Origin of the sequence: Shouchella hunanensis (assembly GCF_028735875.1) — a bacterium.
In the GTDB taxonomy this organism is placed as follows: Bacteria; Bacillota; Bacilli; order Bacillales; family Bacillaceae_D; genus Shouchella; species Shouchella hunanensis.
In genome coordinates this window covers 3,645,400-3,662,821 of sequence record NZ_CP117834.1, presented here as the reverse complement: position 1 = coordinate 3,662,821, position 17,422 = coordinate 3,645,400, and the positions used below count along the sequence as shown (strand labels likewise).

Below are 17,422 nucleotides of genomic sequence, written 5' to 3'. Positions count from 1 at the left end.
TCCTTTATTAAAAGAGGGGGAATGACATGCGAAAGCAGCCTGAGTTACGATTACCAAAAAAAGCGATTCAAGTATGGCGCATCCAGAATCTATTTGATACATTATTTTTTGCCCTTGTTCCAGTTATCTACTTTTTTGTGCAAGCATACATATTTGAACGTTTCTTTACATGGATAACGTGGGTGTTAGCCGGTTTGGTTGTTCTATATGGTGTAACGCGTGTCTTGATTTGGCCAACAATTCAATGGTACCGTTTTCGATACGAAGTGTTTGACGATGAAATTGATATTCAACAAGGTGTTTTAATCGTAAGAAGAACGCTTGTGCCAATGGTTCGAGTGCAGCATGTTGATACAGAGCAAGGTCCGATTTTAAGACGATACAAAATGGCAGCGGTCTCGATTACAACAGCCGCAACAACTCATCAAATTCCAACACTTAATACGGAAGATGCAGATGCATTACGAGATCAGATTGCGTCCCTTGCATCGGTGCATGAAGATGAATGAGTTAAAGCGACAACATGTAGCAGCAATTTTTATCAATGCTGCTAAAGGACTTACTCAAATTGCAGTTCCGTTTGCCATTGTGGCTTTTTTTCAAGGGATATTGTGGATTTTTTTCCTGGCGTTAGCTGGGTTAATACTCGTATCGATTGGCTTTAGCTGGCTGAGCTGGTATAAGTTTCGCTACTCTCTTGAAGAAGGCGAGCTGTACGTGGAACAAGGTATCTTTGTCAAGAAAAAACGATACATTCAAAAAAAGCGTGTGCAAGCCATCAATATTTCGGCTGGCGTTTTACAGCGAATTTTTGGACTTGTGAAAGTCAATATTGATACAGCTGGCGGTGGAATGGAAGCAGAAGTAGAGCTTGTTGCTGTTACAAAGAAAGAGGCAGATTCTATTCGCTCGCTTCTATTAAAAGAGCCGCGTTCAGCAGGTCACAACGAAGAAGAAGAACAAATTGATGGTGAGGGAGAGCCGTCTGATGAAATCGAACAGAACCCCCGTACCGTTTGGCAATTAGGTAAAAGGCGATTAGTTTACACTGCGCTCACCTCAAGTAGTGTTGGTCTGGTTTTATCTGCTGTTGTTGCGTTGCTTTCGCAAACGGCTCAATTTATTCCGGATTCCATTTATGAAGATACAGTTGAAACAGTCGTTAGTTTAAGTATGTTGTTGTTAATTGGAATGGCCATCATTGTTCTTATTCTTTCGTGGTTTATTTCAAGCATTATTACTATTGTTACCTATGGAAACTTTCATATTGAAACTTACGATAAAGAGATGGTTATTCAAAGAGGATTGTTAGAAAAACGGCAATTAACATTAGCGTACAGTCGGATTACAGCGATTCGAGTCATTCGAAGTGTTATCCGACAGCCATTTGGTTTTGTTTCTGTGTATGTGGAGTCGGCAGGAGGAGGTAATAACAATGAACAAGGATCGACCTTACTCGTGCCCCTCATTCATAAAAGGGATTTACACGATTTTTTGGAAACGATCGTCCCTGACTATGCCATTGAAACGCCTTTAACTGCAGCTCCTTCACGCGCGGCGAAACGCTTCTTTATCCGCATGCTGGTGCTCCCCGTGTTGTTAACAGCTGGCGCAGTGTACCTCTGGGGTTGGATCGGTTCTCTTGGACTTATTGTTATCGCTGTAGCAAGCATTCTAGCTTGGTTTCAATACAAAGATGCGGGTGCCGGTGCGCAAGGAGAATTTGTCTGGCTACGCTATCGAACAATCGGGCAAGCCTTAATCATTTCACGGAAAAGGAAAATTCAGTCCATTGCGAAACAAGTTTCTTGGCTACAAAAGCGTAAAGAATTAGCAACGTTTGAATTAAACGTGCAATCAAGTATGGCAGGAAAGTCTTTTGCAGTAAAAGATATTAGTCAAAATACGAGTGACGAACTATATAAATGGTATTCTTATCAAAATAGCCATGATTCAACAAAAAAAGTGTAGTCCCCTGAGGGCTACACTTTTTATTGGTAAGCATTTGTATAAAGGGCGATCGTTCGTTTTCCTTTATCCGTCGTAAATTCAAACCGATCGTAGACAGTGTCTTTTGTTTGGTGCTGCTGTGAACGAAGCTCCCTTTTAAAATGATGCTGAACTAAAACAAACTGATCATCGGTTTGATAGGTTAAAAAATTAACCCCTCGAAACGTTGTCGTTGATTCAGAATGAAAAAGTTGATCAATAAGAGCGTTATAGCAATGAATCAAGTCTTTATGAGATACATGATGCATAGCCAAGTTGTGCTCAAAGCCTTGTAAGGCAGCTGGCTCTAATTCTGTTCGGAAAATAGAGTACGGATTAAACTGTTCTTTATCAATTAGAATGAAGTCACCTTCATTTGGAATGAAGCGGCTACCGTTCTCTCGAATAAAAATACCGTCACCTTCGTAACGACCAGTGACAAGCTGACCTTGTTGGTTCCAAGTGTAATGAAAATGAGAAACAGTCAACGGAAGTTGTTCGCCTTTATGATCCTGCAGAAAATAATGGTCACCTTTTACATGGAAGGTATATTCAACGAACGATGGGGCTTGCTCTTGATCTTGTTGATCACTTGTTACAAGTCGGTTCTTTTTACGCTTTTGACTCGTCATTGTTTTAATATAGACTTCCAGTGCTTCAAGCTCTACAGATGAAGGCGCACCGCTATTTTTCAACCGGATGTGACGTTTTTTTAAGTCCGTTAAGATCGAATCAATATAGGACTCCACATGAATATGCGGCGACCTTGCTTTTAAATATTGACTAGCAAATGTATCAACATCATCTTCCGAATAAGGAATTTCATGAATGGCGATCGTTTCTTTTTGAAAAATAAATTCAGGCAGCGTTACGACAGATTTAATTTGAATGCGTCCGCGCCACGGTCTTTTTGGCTCGGTTAGTACCGATAGTAGCTCACCTAAGTAAGTTCCCTTTTCACCGAGATCGATGACGAGAAGGCTGCCAATTTGTTGTTGCGCTTCATATCGATCCATTTCATCCTCACCTTTATCATTAAAATCTTATTGCTATTATAACGAACAGCGCCACACTCCTGCAAGTGTAGCGCTTAAATCGTTATTCGTCATTCAGCTTCTCAGTAGCACCATAGCGTAATTCTTGTAAGCGCATCACATGGTTCATCCGCTCAATTTTCGTTTTCTCAAGTTCTTCTAGTAGACGGATAAGTGATAATTCCATTTTAGAAAGGGATACAAAGACGTTGTCACGTTGTTCAAGTTGATTTTGTTTAGATAGTGCAAAGAATGCCCCCATTAAATTAGGGATGTCTTCTCGTAACAATCGACGAACAGTGTGTTTGTCTTCAAAATCAAATAACTGAAAATCATCTTCAAGTTTGCCGACATGGGTTAAAATACGTTGCAAGCGATTATCGAGCATAGGATCAATCGAAAGGGTGTCCATTGCCTGTACATAGCGCTTAGCTTCCTGCACGAGCACACGAATGTCATTTGCGTGTTCACTTTTCAACTGTTGCTCATGACCACTCAATCGTTCTAGTGAAACTTCTGTTGATTTTGTTCCAACATACGCTAGGTCTAATTGATGAATACCGTATAATATGCCTTTAAAGTGTGAGACGTTCAAGAGAGAGCGTACATGCGTCCGCCCATCTTTTAAATAATGAATCGTAGCTTCTTTAATTTTACCCATTCCATTTGACGATTTAATATACTTTCGGTAACAAACAATTCGTAATCGTTTATGAATGGGGGAACGGGAGTTTTTTGTGTCGGCTACAATAAGACGAATATAGTTGTAATTAATTTTGACACGAATATCCCAGTCTTTCTGACGACGCCGAATATTTTTTCGTTCATTTTTACCCGTTGCGTTTTCAGTCATTCGTTTTAATAATCGTTCCGTATCGTTTATTAAGCGAGTCGTTGTCTCGTCTTGTATAATATGATCATCAACAGGCCGCTTATAAGCAGGTGTGAAGAAATCAAGTAGTCCTGTCGTAGAAAAGAATTTCACACATCTCTACCTCCTGCAGTTTTAGCGATTTAACAATTTCGTTTGCATTTCTGAGTTTAATTTATCCATTTCTTCTATAAATTGCTTGCCGCTTGAAACAATACGCTCATTTGATTCTTCCGTAAGTTCGATGGCTTTGTAGACATTATCGTATGCTTTACGGAATGCATCAAGGGCAATCGCAGGCTCTTCTAACGTTTTGAGCGTTTCTTCTGTATTTTGTTTTAACAGTTCAGCATTTGATAGCAACATAGACTCGGTTGCTTGATTAACATTTTGTACAGCAGAAATAACCTTTTTCTGATTCGTTAACGCGAGCTGAATAGAAGCTGTCACTGTAATAATATTCTTCGTCATCGTAATCGCATTAAAAATGGCTTCCTCAAGCTTTTCATTATTTTCCATTATAAGATCGACAGATGCAAGAGATTGCTGCAACACCATAACGGCTTGCTGCATGTTTTTCATTCGCGTAGTCACTTTTAGCTGACCTTTTTTCAATTCGTTGGCATTGTCAGCCCATTTTTCTGACGTCATCTCTTTTTCAAGCATTGCATGCAGTTCTTTACCCATAGTGATTTGTTCGTTTAAATTACCGATCCGCTCTCTTGCGACAACTTTTAGTTCTTTCAACATAACGTTATCTTCTTGGAGCTTATCTTTTCCTGTCAACAAACCTTCTACAATGTGATCAACTTGTGCTTCAACAGTTTGATAGCGTCGAACGTATTGTTCAATTGGGTTACGGCGAATAAGGCGATTAAACAGTTTCTTCATTTGTGAATCTTTTAGGTGGTCAGGCTCAAGCTGCCCGACAACTTCTCGCAGTTCATGTAGTTGTTTTGGCAATGTATTTGATTCATCACCCATCATTTCTCGAACAGGACGTTTTAATGCTTCTAACGATTCACCAGCTTCACGTTGCTCTGCTTCTCCTAAGGTGTCGAGCTTTTTTAACAGGTCATTTAAATCCGTTTCACTTTCCATTGATGGAAGATTTGATGATTGGTTGTCTATACCTTCAGAAGACTGTAATGCTTCGTCTTGGTTATGATTTTGTAATGATTTATCACTCATAGTGGAACCTCCAGCAGGTTAATAGTTTCGTTTTCTTTAAATACGAAATGGAATGAAAAACGTTTCATTTTTTATCTTTCTATTATGAACGAAAATGCAATGTTAAGCAATTTATTTGCAGGTAAATCGGGAATTATCTTAACAAAAATGCACTTCAATCTTGACGAATAACAAAAAAATCGCTAAACTTCAAACACAGAATAATTTTTTTAGGTTATTTCAAAATGTTCGTCTTTGCACACTTGTGTTTCCATGACGGACAATTCTTTTAGTAAGCAATCGTGAATTTTTATGCGATTGTTTTGGTTTTTATACAATTTTAACTTGTGAATATGTGCGTTACGATGTGCTAAACAAAAAAATGTTTACTGGAGAGAGTTTATAAGAGAGAGGGTGAAACCATGCGAGTCCCATACTTACCAAAAAAACAAGGGTTATACGATCCGAATTTTGAACATGATAACTGCGGCATTGGTTTTTTAGCTAATGTAAAGGGAAAAGCGACACATAAAACAGTAAAGGATGCGCTTCTTTTACTTGAAAACCTCGAACACCGTGGTGGTCAAGGAGACGAAGAAAACACTGGAGATGGCGCTGGAATTTTAACACAAATCCCACATGAGTTTTTTCGTGAAAAAGGATTTATTCAAAGGGAAAAAGGCGAATATGCTGTTGGCATGGTCTTCCTTCCTCGGCATAAACAAACGAGAGCGGAAGTGAAAAAACAAATTGAAGCGATCGTAGCAGAAGAAGAAGTTGATCTTATTCAGTGGCGCGATGTTCCTACTGATTCGTCTTCCCTCGGAAATGCGGCTTTGCAATCTATGCCAGTTATTGAACAACTGTTTGTATCGCCGAAAACAAGTCTGACAGGTGTGGACTTAGAACGAAAGCTATATGTCATTCGAAAAAGAGCTGAACATGAGGTCCATATGTCGTCAGAGCATTCATTTTATTTTGCTAGTTTCTCTAGTCGGACTATTGTGTATAAAGGAATGTTGACAACAGCGCAATTAAGTCTATTTTACTTAGATTTGAATGACCCTATGTTTACTTCCGCACTGGCACTCGTTCATTCAAGATTTAGTACAAACACATTTCCTAGCTGGGAGCGTGCTCACCCGAATCGCTACATGATCCATAATGGCGAAATTAACACGATAAAAGGAAATGTTAACTGGATGCATGCACGTGAAGCGAAATTTGAAACGCATGTGTTTGGAAACGATTTACAAAAATTACATCCTATTATTGATCAGGATGGTAGTGACTCTTCCATGTTTGACAACACGTTAGAATTTTTATCGCTGTCAGGTAGATCCCTTGCACATGCAGCAATGATGATGGTGCCTGAGCCGTGGCAGAATAACGCGCAAATGGATACAGCGAGGCGAGCTTTTTACCAATATCATAGTACGCTGATGGAACCATGGGACGGACCAACAGCAATCGTGTTTACAGATGGAACAAAAATTGGTGCAACCCTTGACCGAAATGGATTAAGACCGTCACGGTATTATCTAACAACTGACGACATGATTGTGATGAGTTCCGAAGTAGGGGTTCTTGAATTACCGTCTCACACCATTGTGAAAAAAGAACGTCTTCATCCAGGTCAATTATTGCTTATTGACCTTGAAGAGGGGCGTCTTATTCCTGACGAAGAAATTAAACAATCCATTGCCACTGAACATCCTTATGAAGAATGGGTGCGTGATGGGTTACGCCATATTGATGATGTTTTAGAAACAGCAGACGTTCCAGAAACAGAATTTGAGCACATCCGCTTACGTCAATTTATTTTTGGCTATACGTACGAAGAGTTAAATAAAATGATGATGCCCCTTGTGAAAGAAGAAAATGATCCAGTTGGTTCGATGGGCTATGATTCGCCACTGGCGGTGCTCTCAAAGAAGCCTCAACTTTTGTACAATTATTTTAAGCAACTATTTGCGCAAGTGACGAATCCACCTATTGATGCCATTCGGGAAAAAGTGGTAACAGCGCAAGGAACGACAATTGGAAAAGAAGGAAACTTATTAGATCCTAAAAAAGAAAGCTGTCAGCATATCCACTTACCTACACCTATTTTAAATAATGAAGAATTAGCAAAATTGCGCTCCAATCAACTAGCTGGATTTGAAGCTGAAACGATCCCTATGCTTTTTCCAGCTAATGAAGCAGGGCTAGCAGAAGGTTTAAAAACACTATGTACGCTAGCAGATCAAGCGATTGAGGCAGGGAAAACCCTCCTTATTTTAAGTGATCGAGATGTATCAGCTGATGAAGCACCGATTCCTGCATTATTAGCGGTGTCGAGTCTGCACCATCATCTTATTCGTACAGGGAAACGAACAGACGTCAGTTTACTTATTGAATCAGGAGAACCGAGAGAGGTTCATCATCATGCTTTGTTAATCGGTTACGGAGCGGAGGGCATTAATCCTTATCTTGTATTTGATACAATTGACGAATGGATTCAAGAAGAATTGTTGACAGAATACCATTATGTTGAAGCGTGTAGCCGTTATGTGAACGGTATAACAAAAGGACTAATGAAAGTACTATCAAAAATGGGGATTTCAACGATTCATAGTTATAGAGGAGCACAAATTTTTGAAGCAATCGGCATTCACCCAGATGTAATCGATCAGCATTTTACTTGGACACCGTCTCGTATTGGTGGTATTCAGTTAAAAGACATTGCAAAAGAAGTACTCGTTCGTCATAGCCGTGGATTTACGACTCGTGCTGGCGATGATGACCAGCTTGACTCTGGTGATGATTTACAGTGGCGAAGAGATGGGGAAGCGCATCAATACAATCCTCATACAATTCACATGCTGCAACAAGCTTGTCGAACGGCTGATTACACTTTATTTAAACATTATACAAGTGCAATCAATACACAAGACGAGAAGCAGACATCTTTACGTGGTCTTTTAGCGTTTAAACAAACGACACCTATTTCCATTGAAGAAGTTGAGCCAGCTTCGTCTATCGTTAAGCGTTTCCGCACTGGAGCGATGTCGTTTGGTTCGATTTCTAAAGAAGCGCATGAGACCCTTGCTATCGCAATGAATCGATTAGGGGCTAAGAGCAATACTGGTGAAGGTGGAGAAGACCCATCTCGTTTCACACCAGATAAAAACGGTGATTTACGTAGAAGTGCTATCAAACAAGTTGCTTCAGGTCGTTTTGGTGTAACGAGTCATTATTTGGTAAACGCAGATGAAATACAAATTAAAGTTGCACAAGGTGCGAAACCTGGTGAAGGTGGGCAATTACCTGGTCAAAAAGTGTATCCGTGGGTTGCAGAAGTAAGGGGTTCAACGACTGGCGTAGGGTTAATATCACCGCCGCCGCATCATGATATCTATTCAATAGAAGATTTAGCAGAATTAATTCATGATTTAAAGAATGCGAATCCTTCTGCCAAAGTAAGCGTAAAACTTGTTGCAGGCACTGGGGTAGGCACTATTGCCGCGGGTGTTGCAAAGGGAAGTGCAGACGGGATTATTATTAGTGGTTATGATGGTGGAACAGGTGCAGCAGCACGCACGAGTATTAAACATACTGGCTTACCGTGGGAAATCGGTCTTGCAGAAACCCATCAGACTTTATTGTTAAATAATCTACGTAACCGAGTAACTCTTGAAACAGACGGGAAATTAATGACAGGAAAAGACGTTGTTATTGCTGCGCTATTAGGTGCAGAGGAATTTGCTTTTTCGACTGCACCACTTGTTGTACTTGGCTGTGTCGTTATGCGTGTTTGCCATCTAGATACTTGTCCAGTTGGAATTGCTACACAAAACCCTGAATTACGAAAAAAGTATACTGGTGAAGCTGACCAAATTGTTACATTCATGACGTATATCGCTGAAGAGATGCGTGAAATTATGGCGTCATTAGGGATTAAAACCATTGACGAACTAGTTGGCCGCTCTGACTTATTGACTCAACGGGTAACAACAAATGAGAAAGCAAATTCCATTGATTTATCGAGTGTGCTATATCGTCCAGCAAATACAAATGAGCAGCAGCAAATAAAACAAGTTGAACAAAATCATAAATTGGATCAGTCTCTTGACGTCCGCGAATTACTTGAACAAGCACAACTGGCTATTGAAAAAGGTGAAACGGTATCGTATCAAACGACAATTCGTAACACTGACCGCGTTGTTGGGACGATTGTTGGCAGTGAGGTAAGCAAAGCTTTCGGATCAGCTGGATTAAATGAGCATACCATTCAATTCCGTTTTACAGGCTCAGCAGGTCAAAGCTTTGGCGCGTTTATTCCAAAAGGTGTGACGTTAACTCTCGAAGGGGATGCCAATGATTACACAGGAAAAGGCTTATCAGGTGGTCAAATCAATGTGTATCCACCTAAGGAAGCGACGTTTGTAGCGAAAGATAACGTTATTATAGGAAATACCTCGTTTTACGGGGCGACGAGTGGGAAAGCATTTATCGCAGGCCAAGCAGGAGAACGCTTTGGCGTACGTAATTCCGGTGCAAAAGTCGTGATTGAAGGAATGGGTGACCATGGCCTTGAGTATATGACTGGTGGGATTTGTATTAACTTAGGTAATGTCGGCAAAAACTTCGCAGCTGGTATGTCCGGTGGAACAGCTTATGTGTATGACCTAGATACATCAATTGCGGAAAAAAGCAACCATGAAATGATTCTGCTGGAATCGTTAGCAGCAAATGATGAAACGTTGGTGAAATCGCTTATTGAAGAGCACGTTTATTTTACAAACAGCACCCATGGAGAGATGATTCTTGCAAATTGGGAAGAGCAGAAACAGCATTTCGTGAAAATTATTCCTAAAGATTACAAGCAAATGCTTTCTGCCATTGAGCGTCGCAAGCAAGAAGGATTAAATGATGATGAAGCGGCACTCGCTGCCTTCGATGAAAAAATAACGAAACTATCAAATGTTTAATAGAGAAAAGGGAGAGTGGGTAATCACACTCTTCCTTCAATCGAGTTAAGTAAGGAGTGAGCAAACGATGGGAAAGCCAACGGGGTTTATGGATTACAAGCGAGAGGCGCCTAGAAAAAAGGATCCAATGGCTCGTGTAAAGAACTGGAAGGAATTTCAAATTGTTATGCCAGAGCAACAGTTAAAGCGTCAAGGGGCTCGCTGTATGGATTGCGGCATCCCGTTCTGTCAAGCAGGTACAACCATGCCGGGGTCAAACGAAATTGGCTGTCCAGTTTACAACCTCATTCCAGAGTGGAATGAGCTCGTGTACCGTGGGAAGTGGAAGGAAGCCCTCGACCGTCTTCATAAGACGAACAACTTCCCAGAATTCACAGGCAGAGTTTGCCCTGCACCATGTGAGGGTTCTTGCACAGTAGCCATCAGTGATGAGCCAGTTACAATTAAATCGATTGAGTACAGCATTGTAGAAAAAGGCTTTAAAGAAGGTTGGATTAAACCCAATCCTCCTAAGGAGCGAACAGGTAAAAAAGTTGCCGTTATTGGTTCAGGACCTGCTGGATTAGCGAGTGCGGCTCAGCTTAATAAAGCAGGGCATCTCGTAACTGTATTTGAACGAGAGGATCGTCCAGGTGGTTTATTAACCTACGGTATCCCGGATGTGAAGCTCGCTTATAAAATTGTTGATCGCCGTATTACACTTTTGAAAGAAGAAGGAATTGTATTTCAAACCAATGTGGAGGTCGGTGTTGATGTAACAGCGGAGGAATTGGATCATGAATTCGACGCTATTATCTTGGCAACAGGCGCAACGATGCCAAGAGATGTTGATCAAGAGGGCCGAGAGTTAACAGGCATTCATTATGCTATGGACTTTTTAACAGCGAATACGAAAAGTTTGTTAAATTCAAATCATCAAGACGATGATTATATCTCTGCAAAAGGTAAGGATGTCATTGTAATCGGTGGTGGTGATACGGGAGCGGATTGCATAACGACATCTATTCGTCATGGAGCACGTTCGGTTACTCAGTTTGATATTAATGAACAAAAGCAAACGATTCGTCACATTCAAAATCCATGGCCGCTATTTCCAAATGTCTATAGTGAAGAAGATGCCCATAAAGAGGCTAAAGCGGTTTACGGTCGTGATCCGCGCAGCTATAAACTGCAAACCGCGAAATTCGTTGGTAATGAAAAAGGCGAGTTGGTCGGTCTTGAAACAATTGAAGTGAATACTACTTTAGAAGATGGAAAAAAGGTTCGTCATCCTGTTTCAGATTCAACGAAATTATGGGAAGCAGATCTTGTTTTACTTGCAGTTGGGTTCACTGGACCGGAGCGGAAACTACTTGAACAAATGAATATTAAGCAAACAAATCGTCAAACCATTGACGCTGAATATGGGCGTTATCAAACGAATCAAGCCCACGTATTTGCTGCTGGAGATAATCGTCGCGGTCAAAGTTTAGTGGTTTGGGCTATTCACGAAGGAAGAGAAGCAGCCCGTGAATGTGATCGTTTCTTAATGGGAAGTAGCCAATTGCCTTAATTGGTGAAAATGTTCTAGACCGACAGCTTCGCTCCGTGTCATAATAAGAAAAAAGCCAATGGGATGATGAAAATGGTCACAACGTATTTAAAACATATGATGATGGTGCTCGTTGGCTTCTTTTCTATTAATCTTTCAATTATGGATCCTTCGGTAGAAAAAGCGGACTCTGGAGAACTATCTACAGTGAAAGCATGGCAGTGGAATGACTCGAAATCAAATGTGTATCAAACAAATGATAAAGAATACACGTTGCTCCCGTTTGTTGTCGGTTCGCCGACGCAATATGAGCATGTCGAGCTAGAATCACACTGGCTGACTGAGATTATGATCATGGATGAAGCGTATCGCCAAGGTATGAAGAAGTTTGGTCAACGAATCGGACAAAAAATTGAAGCTGCTTATAAAGATGAAATTTTGCCAGAACTGAAACAAGCAGTGGCAACAGTGTTGGAAACGAGTGACCGTAATATGTGGCAAGAAATTAGCATGACAGAAGCATCTTCTACTGGACGGGGTGAAAAGATTATGCACATCGTTCATGCAAAAACAGGCGATGATTTACTACGGTTTCACGTTCGCATTGATCGACCGCCAAAGACAGGTCATGTATTTCAATTCCACTATCACTCGTATGAAGATAACTTTAATGAACATTATGAACTAGGCTCTATCTATTGGGGAAAAAACGAACCTCCGCTTTATCAAGCGTGAGGTTCGTTTTCTATAAAAAAGTCGTTCTTTTTTCGTATTTTTGTTCTCTTTTTATCGAATCTTTTGGTACAGTAGAGGTATACCAACGAAAAAAGGAGTATGGTTAATGGAAGCGGAAAACAAAGGCAGACAACAAAGGCCGACTTGGCTTAAGTGGCTCTTACGAATTGTATTTGCCTATATTGGTTTATTAGTGCTCGTACTTGCTTCGGCCATTTTAACGATGACAGGAACTTTTACGCTCATTGTACTCGAATTGTTTATGGATAATGATAGCTTAAGAACGATGAATGAACAGTATTTAGTGCCGGCCTCAGAGTTTTTATGGGACTTATTTACTCGACTTGTGCCAGGTTTATAACTAGTTATGAGTAGTCAAGACATAGGGTTTCTTGCGTTTTTTATTGTTTGTTTTATCGTAGCCGGTATTTTTGGCGGAATTGCGTTAGCTTCGGCGTTAAAGGGCAATAAAAAACCTCTATACTGGAGTATTCCATTGGCATTCGTATGTGCACTGCTATTTATTGTTATGATGTTTACGTTTCTTCTATAAAAAGGGTTGGTGTAAAGATGGGTTTAGTAAAAGCAAAGTACAAAACAGGTATTTATATTGGAGAACTTATTGAAGTGCAAGAAGATCAAAATCGTGCGCTTTTTAAAGTGTTAGCTGTAGTAACCCATCCGAAACAAGGGGATTTACATAATCCAAAACAAGTAGACGTTGCTTATTTTCATCAGCGAAAAGCGCTTGCTTATTTAGAAAAAGCGTGGGTACCTTATACAACGGTCAAACCTTTTGAAGAAGAAGAGGCACCTGACTACAACGTCTCTTTGCGTGAGGCATGGCGTACTGCCTATGAATCCATAGCGCAAGATGATTCAGAATGGGCGAAAAAGAGTCTCCACTTGTTAGATGATTTACGGCAAGATTATTCTTTTTAACGAAGCAATTCAAAAGCGTATGTTCAATAGAACATACGCTTTTTGGATTATTAATTTGCATATAACGTTGTTTGCGGAAGAAAAGGTTGCAAAAGTACATGAAGTGCATGATGTTCTTCGTCCGTTAACGGAATGAGTGGAAGGCGAACCGAGCCAGCAGGTAAATTAAATGCAGTTAGTGCTGCTTTTACTGCTGTAGGGTTAGGAGCCATAAATAACCCCTTCATAACAGGATAAATGCTTTGGTGAATGGCTTTTGCACGCTGGAATTCACCATGATGAAGTGCATAAATCATTTCTTTCATTTCACGTCCAACTATATGAGAGGCAACAGAGACTACACCAGTAGCACCAACTGCCATCATCGGTAGCGTCAAGGAATCGTCACCACTATACACTTGGAAATGGTCCGTCGTTTGCGAAACAATCTCGGTTACTTTATCAACGTCTCCGCTCGCTTCTTTAAGTGCAACAATATTAGGAATCAACGATAACCGTATCGCTGTATCCACTGACATATCGGCTCCAGTTCTTCCAGGTACATTGTAGAGCATAACGGGAAGAGAGACGGCAGTGGCCACTTGAAGCATGTGCTGATAAATTCCTTCCTGTGAAGGTTTATTGTAGTATGGTGTAACAACCATTATGCCATCAGCTCCGAGAGCCTCTGCTTCTTTTGCCAACTCAATTGTGTGAGCCGTATTATTAGAACCGACACCAGCAATAACCTTCATTTGTTTATTTGTTGCCTGAATCGCCAGCTTTAACATATCTTTTCGTTCAGAAGCGGTTAGAACAGGTGACTCAGCTGTCGTACCGTTAACAACAAGGGTATCCGTTCCTGTATTTGCTAAATGCTGAATAAGTGAATAAGTGCCTTCTTTGTCAATGGAACCATCTTGTGAAAATGGTGTGATCATTGCGGTTAATAATTGTCCGAAATGCATAAAAATCCTCCTTATGAACAGTAGAGAGGAATAAAAAAACAACAATGACAAGTCCATTGCTGCATAGGTCGTACCTACCTTCATGTAGCCCCCCATACAAATGTATGACAGTACTGCTCTTGTTCAGAAACAGCCCCAATAAAGAATGAAAGTAGGTCATTCCTTATTTCGGCAATCACACCTTTCCATCCACATCGACAGGCCTAATCCTTCAGTGAACGTACTCTTTGATCATGCGCCTCTACTATAAATCTGTTCAATTAATATGGCTTTACCATACCAAAATTACTCGCATAAAGCAAGGTTAGCGATGAAATTTCCCTCGATGTTGTTGAAGACAATTCAATAGTGAATCAAGCTCTTGAGAACACTTAACGGTTTTAGTAGCGCCTAAACCGAATTTCTTTGCGATCATGTGCATTTCACTTCGTTTTACTTCTATATCAATATGAATCATAGTTTCACTCCACCTATGGAATTAGTACAAGATGTATTATAGCGTGAATTTCTGCTAAGAAAAAGCTTTATTCAAAACTAGTCAAATAGTTCTTTTCTTAGTCAATTCTCGACATATCAAAATCTTTTGTCGCTTTAATGCCATTCTCGGCTGCCAGTGATTGATATTCCATTGCATATAAGCGAATTGTTAATGTCGCATAACTATAATGAAGCCGAGCATCATTTTCATCTTTTGCAGCATCCAATTCTTCTAACGCAACAAGGTAAGAATGATGTAAATCCTTTAACTTGTGAAATGGTTCTACCGATGGAATGGCTTCAAACTCTTCCGCTTTTGTTAAAAGAGTATCAAGTTGATTTACTCCGCCATGAATCCCATTATCTACTTCTGTTCCAAGGCCCGGAAGTAATGAGTAAACAGAGCCTAAATAGGTTTCAATTTCAGTTGCATAGACTTCACTCTCTGTTGTTTGTTCCAGCTTGACGTGATTAACATCTTGACGATTTGATAACTTCTTTATGTCCTCACTTTGTTTTTGTGGTGTATGACCTTGCACACAACCAGTTGCTACTAATACAACAAGTATGAACGTGACGCACACTTTAAATAAACGTGTCATGTAAAAGCTCCTCTGTCTCGTTTTTTTTAGTTTGTGATAAAAAATACGGTTTATTCAAAAACAATTGTTATAAAACAAACGAAAAAAGTATTGACTGTTATAATACAATGGCATATAGTATGTAGTAAGCACAATCAATTTCAGGAGGAGATACTATGGCAACTGAAAAAGACTCGCAGCGTAATGAACAAGAAGAGGATATAACGATTTTAGACATGATTAATAGCTATTATGCCTAATGAGCCTCTTGGCTCTTTTTTTGTTGTGTAGTAATACAGATTCTTATAAATGATTGTTTTTAAAACAGATAGAGCGGGTATAGAATAAATGTCCACGGAAAAGGAGAGGTGCTTTTTGATTTTGCGACTTTACGGCATACATTTTTTTCATTCAAGTGGCTCGGTCTAGGAACCGTAACGATGAGTGAGAGGTAGGGCACTTATTGTTTGAAAAGAATGAAGGAGGAGAGAAGATGAGCTTTACACCTTCAAAAGAAGAATACCGTTTTAAAATTGACGAAATGCGAAAAGAAGAAGAACAATACCGACGAGAAGCTTTTATTGAGATTTACGAAGAATACGTCTCTGTTTTAGAAGAAGAAATTGACGCGCTTAAAAACGAAAAAAAGGATTAGTCCTGTGGCTAATTCTTTTTTTATTGAGTACAGTTTAGTGGTAAACTATTATCTTCTTTGTTATAGTAAAGGAAACAAAAATGTGTATGGAGGAATAAACATGAGCGAACATAAACATGTATTTCAAGAAAAAGAGAACGGTGAACCGACTTTTGTGCTGCTTCATGGAACTGGTGGGAATGAAAGCGATTTGTTGCCTCTCGCAAAGATGATCGATGATAAAGCCAATGTACTAGGTGTTCGCGGAAATGTCTTAGAGAATGGAATGCCTCGCTTTTTCCGCCGTTTGCAAGAAGGTGTTTTTGATATGGAAGATTTAAAGAAGCGTACGGATGAATTAAACGATTTTTTACAACAAGTAGCTTCTCAGTACAAGTTTCAAGGTCAAGATGTATATGCGATTGGCTACTCAAATGGTGCCAACATCGCCGCTAATCTTCTATATGAACACGGCTCTGTTTTTAAAGGCGTATTTTTGTTCCATGCAATGGTTCCGCAAGAAAAGCAACAATTACCGAATTTAAGCGAAACGGCTGTGTTTGTTGGCGCAGGAAAAAATGATCCTATGATTCCAGCTGAGCAAACGAACACCCTCATTACAGATTTACAACAAGCAGGGGCATCTGTTGAAAGCTATTGGACAACAGGTGGCCATCAATTGCTACGCGAAGAAATTGACGAAGCAAAACGCTGGTATGACACATTACGTGGCTAAATCGGTTCGGCATGTAAGCATGAGCCTTTCTTATTAAAAGTGGACAAAAAATCGAAACTTCGTTAAACTGCTTTTAAACGATAAGCATCAAAGAAAGGTTGAATGTAGGTTGAAAGAACAAAGAAGCAGTTGGCTTTATGCACTCGCTGGAGTGGTTTTAGTCGGTGTGTTTTGTTTAGCGCTACTGAGCCATTTATGGTATCAAATTGTCGTCCTATCTGCTTTAATCGCTTTATTTGTGTTTCTTGTTTTAAAAACAAAGCGATTAGAAGAGAAGCTCGATCAATTTATAAAAAAGGATCAAGACGAGAAAGTAGAGCTCGATCATGAGCATGAAAAAACAAAAGAACATGATCTTGTTGCGTTACAAGAAAAAGAATATCAATTACAAAAGCTTGATTTGGATCGAACTCAATTGTTTGAAGAACTATTAAGTAAAACCGAATTAGCAGAGCTGGAAAAAGAAAAAATTCGTGAACGCCTCGAACAAACCGATACTGAAACATCGAGAGTTCGTCAAGAATGGCTTAATGCGTCGAGTCGTTTAATGAACGTTGTTAAAGGAACAAAGAAGTTATTTGTTAAACAATCACCAATGCGGGAAATTGCGGCATCAATGGATCCGGACATTTTAGAATCAGGCTCATTTGCTGCACTAAATGAAGAAATTCAGCGTCTACTACCGCGTTTATCCAAAGAGAGTAATCAATCACTTGCGAACTCTAATTATATTGATGAAGACAATCAATTAACACGATCTGGCTATAAAGCGTTGCTTCAAGCAAACGAAGAAGATAAATAA

Annotated in this window: 17 protein-coding genes and 1 riboswitch; of the genes, 11 read left to right on the top strand and 6 right to left on the bottom strand. The window is 39.9% G+C overall.

Annotated elements, in window-relative coordinates; genetic code table 11:
* Nucleotides 1–26: 26 nt before the first annotated feature.
* Together PQ477_RS18735 and PQ477_RS18730 are read left to right on the top strand one after the other, a co-directional pair.
* Nucleotides 27–509 (top strand): PH domain-containing protein, encoded by a 483-nt coding sequence (locus PQ477_RS18735; protein WP_035397923.1) that lies wholly within the window; start codon nucleotides 27–29, stop codon nucleotides 507–509.
* Nucleotides 502–1,971, top strand: coding sequence for a PH domain-containing protein (locus PQ477_RS18730; RefSeq protein WP_186370607.1), 1,470 nt, complete (start codon nucleotides 502–504; stop codon nucleotides 1,969–1,971). The genes PQ477_RS18735 and PQ477_RS18730 overlap by 8 nt, the downstream gene beginning before the upstream one ends.
* 20 nt (nucleotides 1,972–1,991) lie before the next feature.
* Here PQ477_RS18730 and PQ477_RS18725 read toward each other — a convergent pair whose 3' ends face one another.
* The 3 genes from PQ477_RS18725 to PQ477_RS18715 form a co-directional block, all read right to left on the bottom strand.
* Nucleotides 1,992–3,005 (bottom strand): DUF2777 family protein, encoded by a 1,014-nt coding sequence (locus tag PQ477_RS18725; protein WP_144559042.1) that lies wholly within the window; start codon nucleotides 3,003–3,005, stop codon nucleotides 1,992–1,994.
* Nucleotides 3,006–3,087: 82 nt separating this feature from the next.
* Nucleotides 3,088–4,008, bottom strand: coding sequence for a hypothetical protein (locus PQ477_RS18720; protein WP_144559041.1), 921 nt, complete (start codon nucleotides 4,006–4,008; stop codon nucleotides 3,088–3,090).
* Nucleotides 4,009–4,029: 21 nt separating this feature from the next.
* A complete protein-coding gene (locus PQ477_RS18715; protein WP_144560479.1) occupies nucleotides 4,030–4,995 on the bottom strand; it encodes a toxic anion resistance protein in 966 nt (321 codons plus the stop codon).
* A 491-nt stretch (nucleotides 4,996–5,486) separates the two neighbouring features.
* Between PQ477_RS18715 and gltB the strand changes: the two genes are divergently transcribed.
* From gltB to kapB, 6 genes are all read left to right on the top strand, one after another.
* Nucleotides 5,487–10,037, top strand: coding sequence for a glutamate synthase large subunit (gene gltB, locus PQ477_RS18710; protein ID WP_274272682.1), 4,551 nt, complete (start codon nucleotides 5,487–5,489; stop codon nucleotides 10,035–10,037).
* Nucleotides 10,038–10,104: 67 nt separating this feature from the next.
* Nucleotides 10,105–11,589, top strand: a complete 1,485-nt coding sequence (locus PQ477_RS18705) for a glutamate synthase subunit beta (protein WP_274272681.1) — start codon at nucleotides 10,105–10,107, stop codon at nucleotides 11,587–11,589.
* A gap of 72 nt (nucleotides 11,590–11,661) precedes the next feature.
* Nucleotides 11,662–12,303, top strand: coding sequence for a YpjP family protein (locus PQ477_RS18700; protein WP_274272680.1), 642 nt, complete (start codon nucleotides 11,662–11,664; stop codon nucleotides 12,301–12,303).
* Between the two features lie 106 nt (nucleotides 12,304–12,409).
* Nucleotides 12,410–12,664: a hypothetical protein gene (locus PQ477_RS18695; protein ID WP_035397876.1), complete on the top strand. Its 255-nt coding sequence runs from the start codon at nucleotides 12,410–12,412 to the stop codon at nucleotides 12,662–12,664.
* Nucleotides 12,665–12,670: 6 nt separating this feature from the next.
* Nucleotides 12,671–12,856: a hypothetical protein gene (locus PQ477_RS18690; protein ID WP_144559037.1), complete on the top strand. Its 186-nt coding sequence runs from the start codon at nucleotides 12,671–12,673 to the stop codon at nucleotides 12,854–12,856.
* A gap of 17 nt (nucleotides 12,857–12,873) precedes the next feature.
* Nucleotides 12,874–13,245, top strand: a complete 372-nt coding sequence (gene kapB, locus PQ477_RS18685) for a kinase-associated lipoprotein KapB (protein ID WP_060705296.1) — start codon at nucleotides 12,874–12,876, stop codon at nucleotides 13,243–13,245.
* A gap of 50 nt (nucleotides 13,246–13,295) precedes the next feature.
* Here the strand turns inward: kapB and dapA are convergent, their stop codons facing one another.
* The 3 genes from dapA to PQ477_RS18670 all read right to left on the bottom strand — a co-directional run bounded on the left by dapA (nucleotide 13,296) and on the right by PQ477_RS18670 (nucleotide 15,271).
* The gene (gene dapA / locus PQ477_RS18680; RefSeq protein WP_060705295.1) at nucleotides 13,296–14,192 is read right to left on the bottom strand and encodes a 4-hydroxy-tetrahydrodipicolinate synthase; all 897 of its coding nucleotides are present in this window, start codon (nucleotides 14,190–14,192) and stop codon (nucleotides 13,296–13,298) included.
* A 77-nt stretch (nucleotides 14,193–14,269) separates the two neighbouring features.
* A riboswitch (Lysine riboswitch) is annotated at nucleotides 14,270–14,444 on the bottom strand.
* Between the two features lie 52 nt (nucleotides 14,445–14,496).
* Nucleotides 14,497–14,649: an aspartyl-phosphate phosphatase Spo0E family protein gene (locus tag PQ477_RS18675; protein ID WP_078440115.1), complete on the bottom strand. Its 153-nt coding sequence runs from the start codon at nucleotides 14,647–14,649 to the stop codon at nucleotides 14,497–14,499.
* A gap of 97 nt (nucleotides 14,650–14,746) precedes the next feature.
* A complete protein-coding gene (locus tag PQ477_RS18670) occupies nucleotides 14,747–15,271 on the bottom strand; it encodes a hypothetical protein (protein ID WP_144559035.1) in 525 nt (174 codons plus the stop codon).
* A 472-nt stretch (nucleotides 15,272–15,743) separates the two neighbouring features.
* Here PQ477_RS18670 and PQ477_RS18665 point away from each other — a divergent pair, with 472 nt between their 5' ends.
* From PQ477_RS18665 to PQ477_RS18655, 3 genes are all read left to right on the top strand, one after another.
* Nucleotides 15,744–15,905 carry a hypothetical protein gene (locus PQ477_RS18665; protein WP_186370605.1) on the top strand — a complete coding sequence of 54 codons (162 nt, stop codon included), beginning with the start codon at nucleotides 15,744–15,746 and terminating at the stop codon, nucleotides 15,903–15,905.
* 100 nt (nucleotides 15,906–16,005) lie between these two features.
* A complete protein-coding gene (locus tag PQ477_RS18660; protein WP_274272679.1) occupies nucleotides 16,006–16,620 on the top strand; it encodes an alpha/beta hydrolase in 615 nt (204 codons plus the stop codon).
* 109 nt (nucleotides 16,621–16,729) lie between these two features.
* Nucleotides 16,730–17,422 carry a hypothetical protein gene (locus PQ477_RS18655; RefSeq protein ID WP_144559033.1) on the top strand — a complete coding sequence of 231 codons (693 nt, stop codon included), beginning with the start codon at nucleotides 16,730–16,732 and terminating at the stop codon, nucleotides 17,420–17,422.

What these genes read in the sequence shown, in the direction of transcription:
- kapB (WP_060705296.1), top strand. Translation starts at nt 12,874, where the DNA reads ATGGGTTTAGTAAAAGCAAAGTACAAAACAGGTATTTATATTGGAGAA.
- dapA (WP_060705295.1), bottom strand. Translation starts at nt 14,192, where the DNA reads ATGCATTTCGGACAATTATTAACCGCAATGATCACACCATTTTCACAA.
- PQ477_RS18715 (WP_144560479.1), bottom strand. Translation starts at nt 4,995, where the DNA reads ATGGAAAGTGAAACGGATTTAAATGACCTGTTAAAAAAGCTCGACACC.
- PQ477_RS18695 (WP_035397876.1), top strand. Translation starts at nt 12,410, where the DNA reads ATGGAAGCGGAAAACAAAGGCAGACAACAAAGGCCGACTTGGCTTAAG.
- PQ477_RS18705 (WP_274272681.1), top strand. Translation starts at nt 10,105, where the DNA reads ATGGGAAAGCCAACGGGGTTTATGGATTACAAGCGAGAGGCGCCTAGA.
- PQ477_RS18670 (WP_144559035.1), bottom strand. Translation starts at nt 15,271, where the DNA reads ATGACACGTTTATTTAAAGTGTGCGTCACGTTCATACTTGTTGTATTA.
- PQ477_RS18730 (WP_186370607.1), top strand. Translation starts at nt 502, where the DNA reads ATGAATGAGTTAAAGCGACAACATGTAGCAGCAATTTTTATCAATGCT.
- PQ477_RS18735 (WP_035397923.1), top strand. Translation starts at nt 27, where the DNA reads ATGCGAAAGCAGCCTGAGTTACGATTACCAAAAAAAGCGATTCAAGTA.
- PQ477_RS18700 (WP_274272680.1), top strand. Translation starts at nt 11,662, where the DNA reads ATGGTCACAACGTATTTAAAACATATGATGATGGTGCTCGTTGGCTTC.
- gltB (WP_274272682.1), top strand. Translation starts at nt 5,487, where the DNA reads ATGCGAGTCCCATACTTACCAAAAAAACAAGGGTTATACGATCCGAAT.
- PQ477_RS18725 (WP_144559042.1), bottom strand. Translation starts at nt 3,005, where the DNA reads ATGGATCGATATGAAGCGCAACAACAAATTGGCAGCCTTCTCGTCATC.
- PQ477_RS18665 (WP_186370605.1), top strand. Translation starts at nt 15,744, where the DNA reads ATGAGCTTTACACCTTCAAAAGAAGAATACCGTTTTAAAATTGACGAA.
- PQ477_RS18660 (WP_274272679.1), top strand. Translation starts at nt 16,006, where the DNA reads ATGAGCGAACATAAACATGTATTTCAAGAAAAAGAGAACGGTGAACCG.
- PQ477_RS18690 (WP_144559037.1), top strand. Translation starts at nt 12,671, where the DNA reads ATGAGTAGTCAAGACATAGGGTTTCTTGCGTTTTTTATTGTTTGTTTT.
- PQ477_RS18675 (WP_078440115.1), bottom strand. Translation starts at nt 14,649, where the DNA reads ATGATTCATATTGATATAGAAGTAAAACGAAGTGAAATGCACATGATC.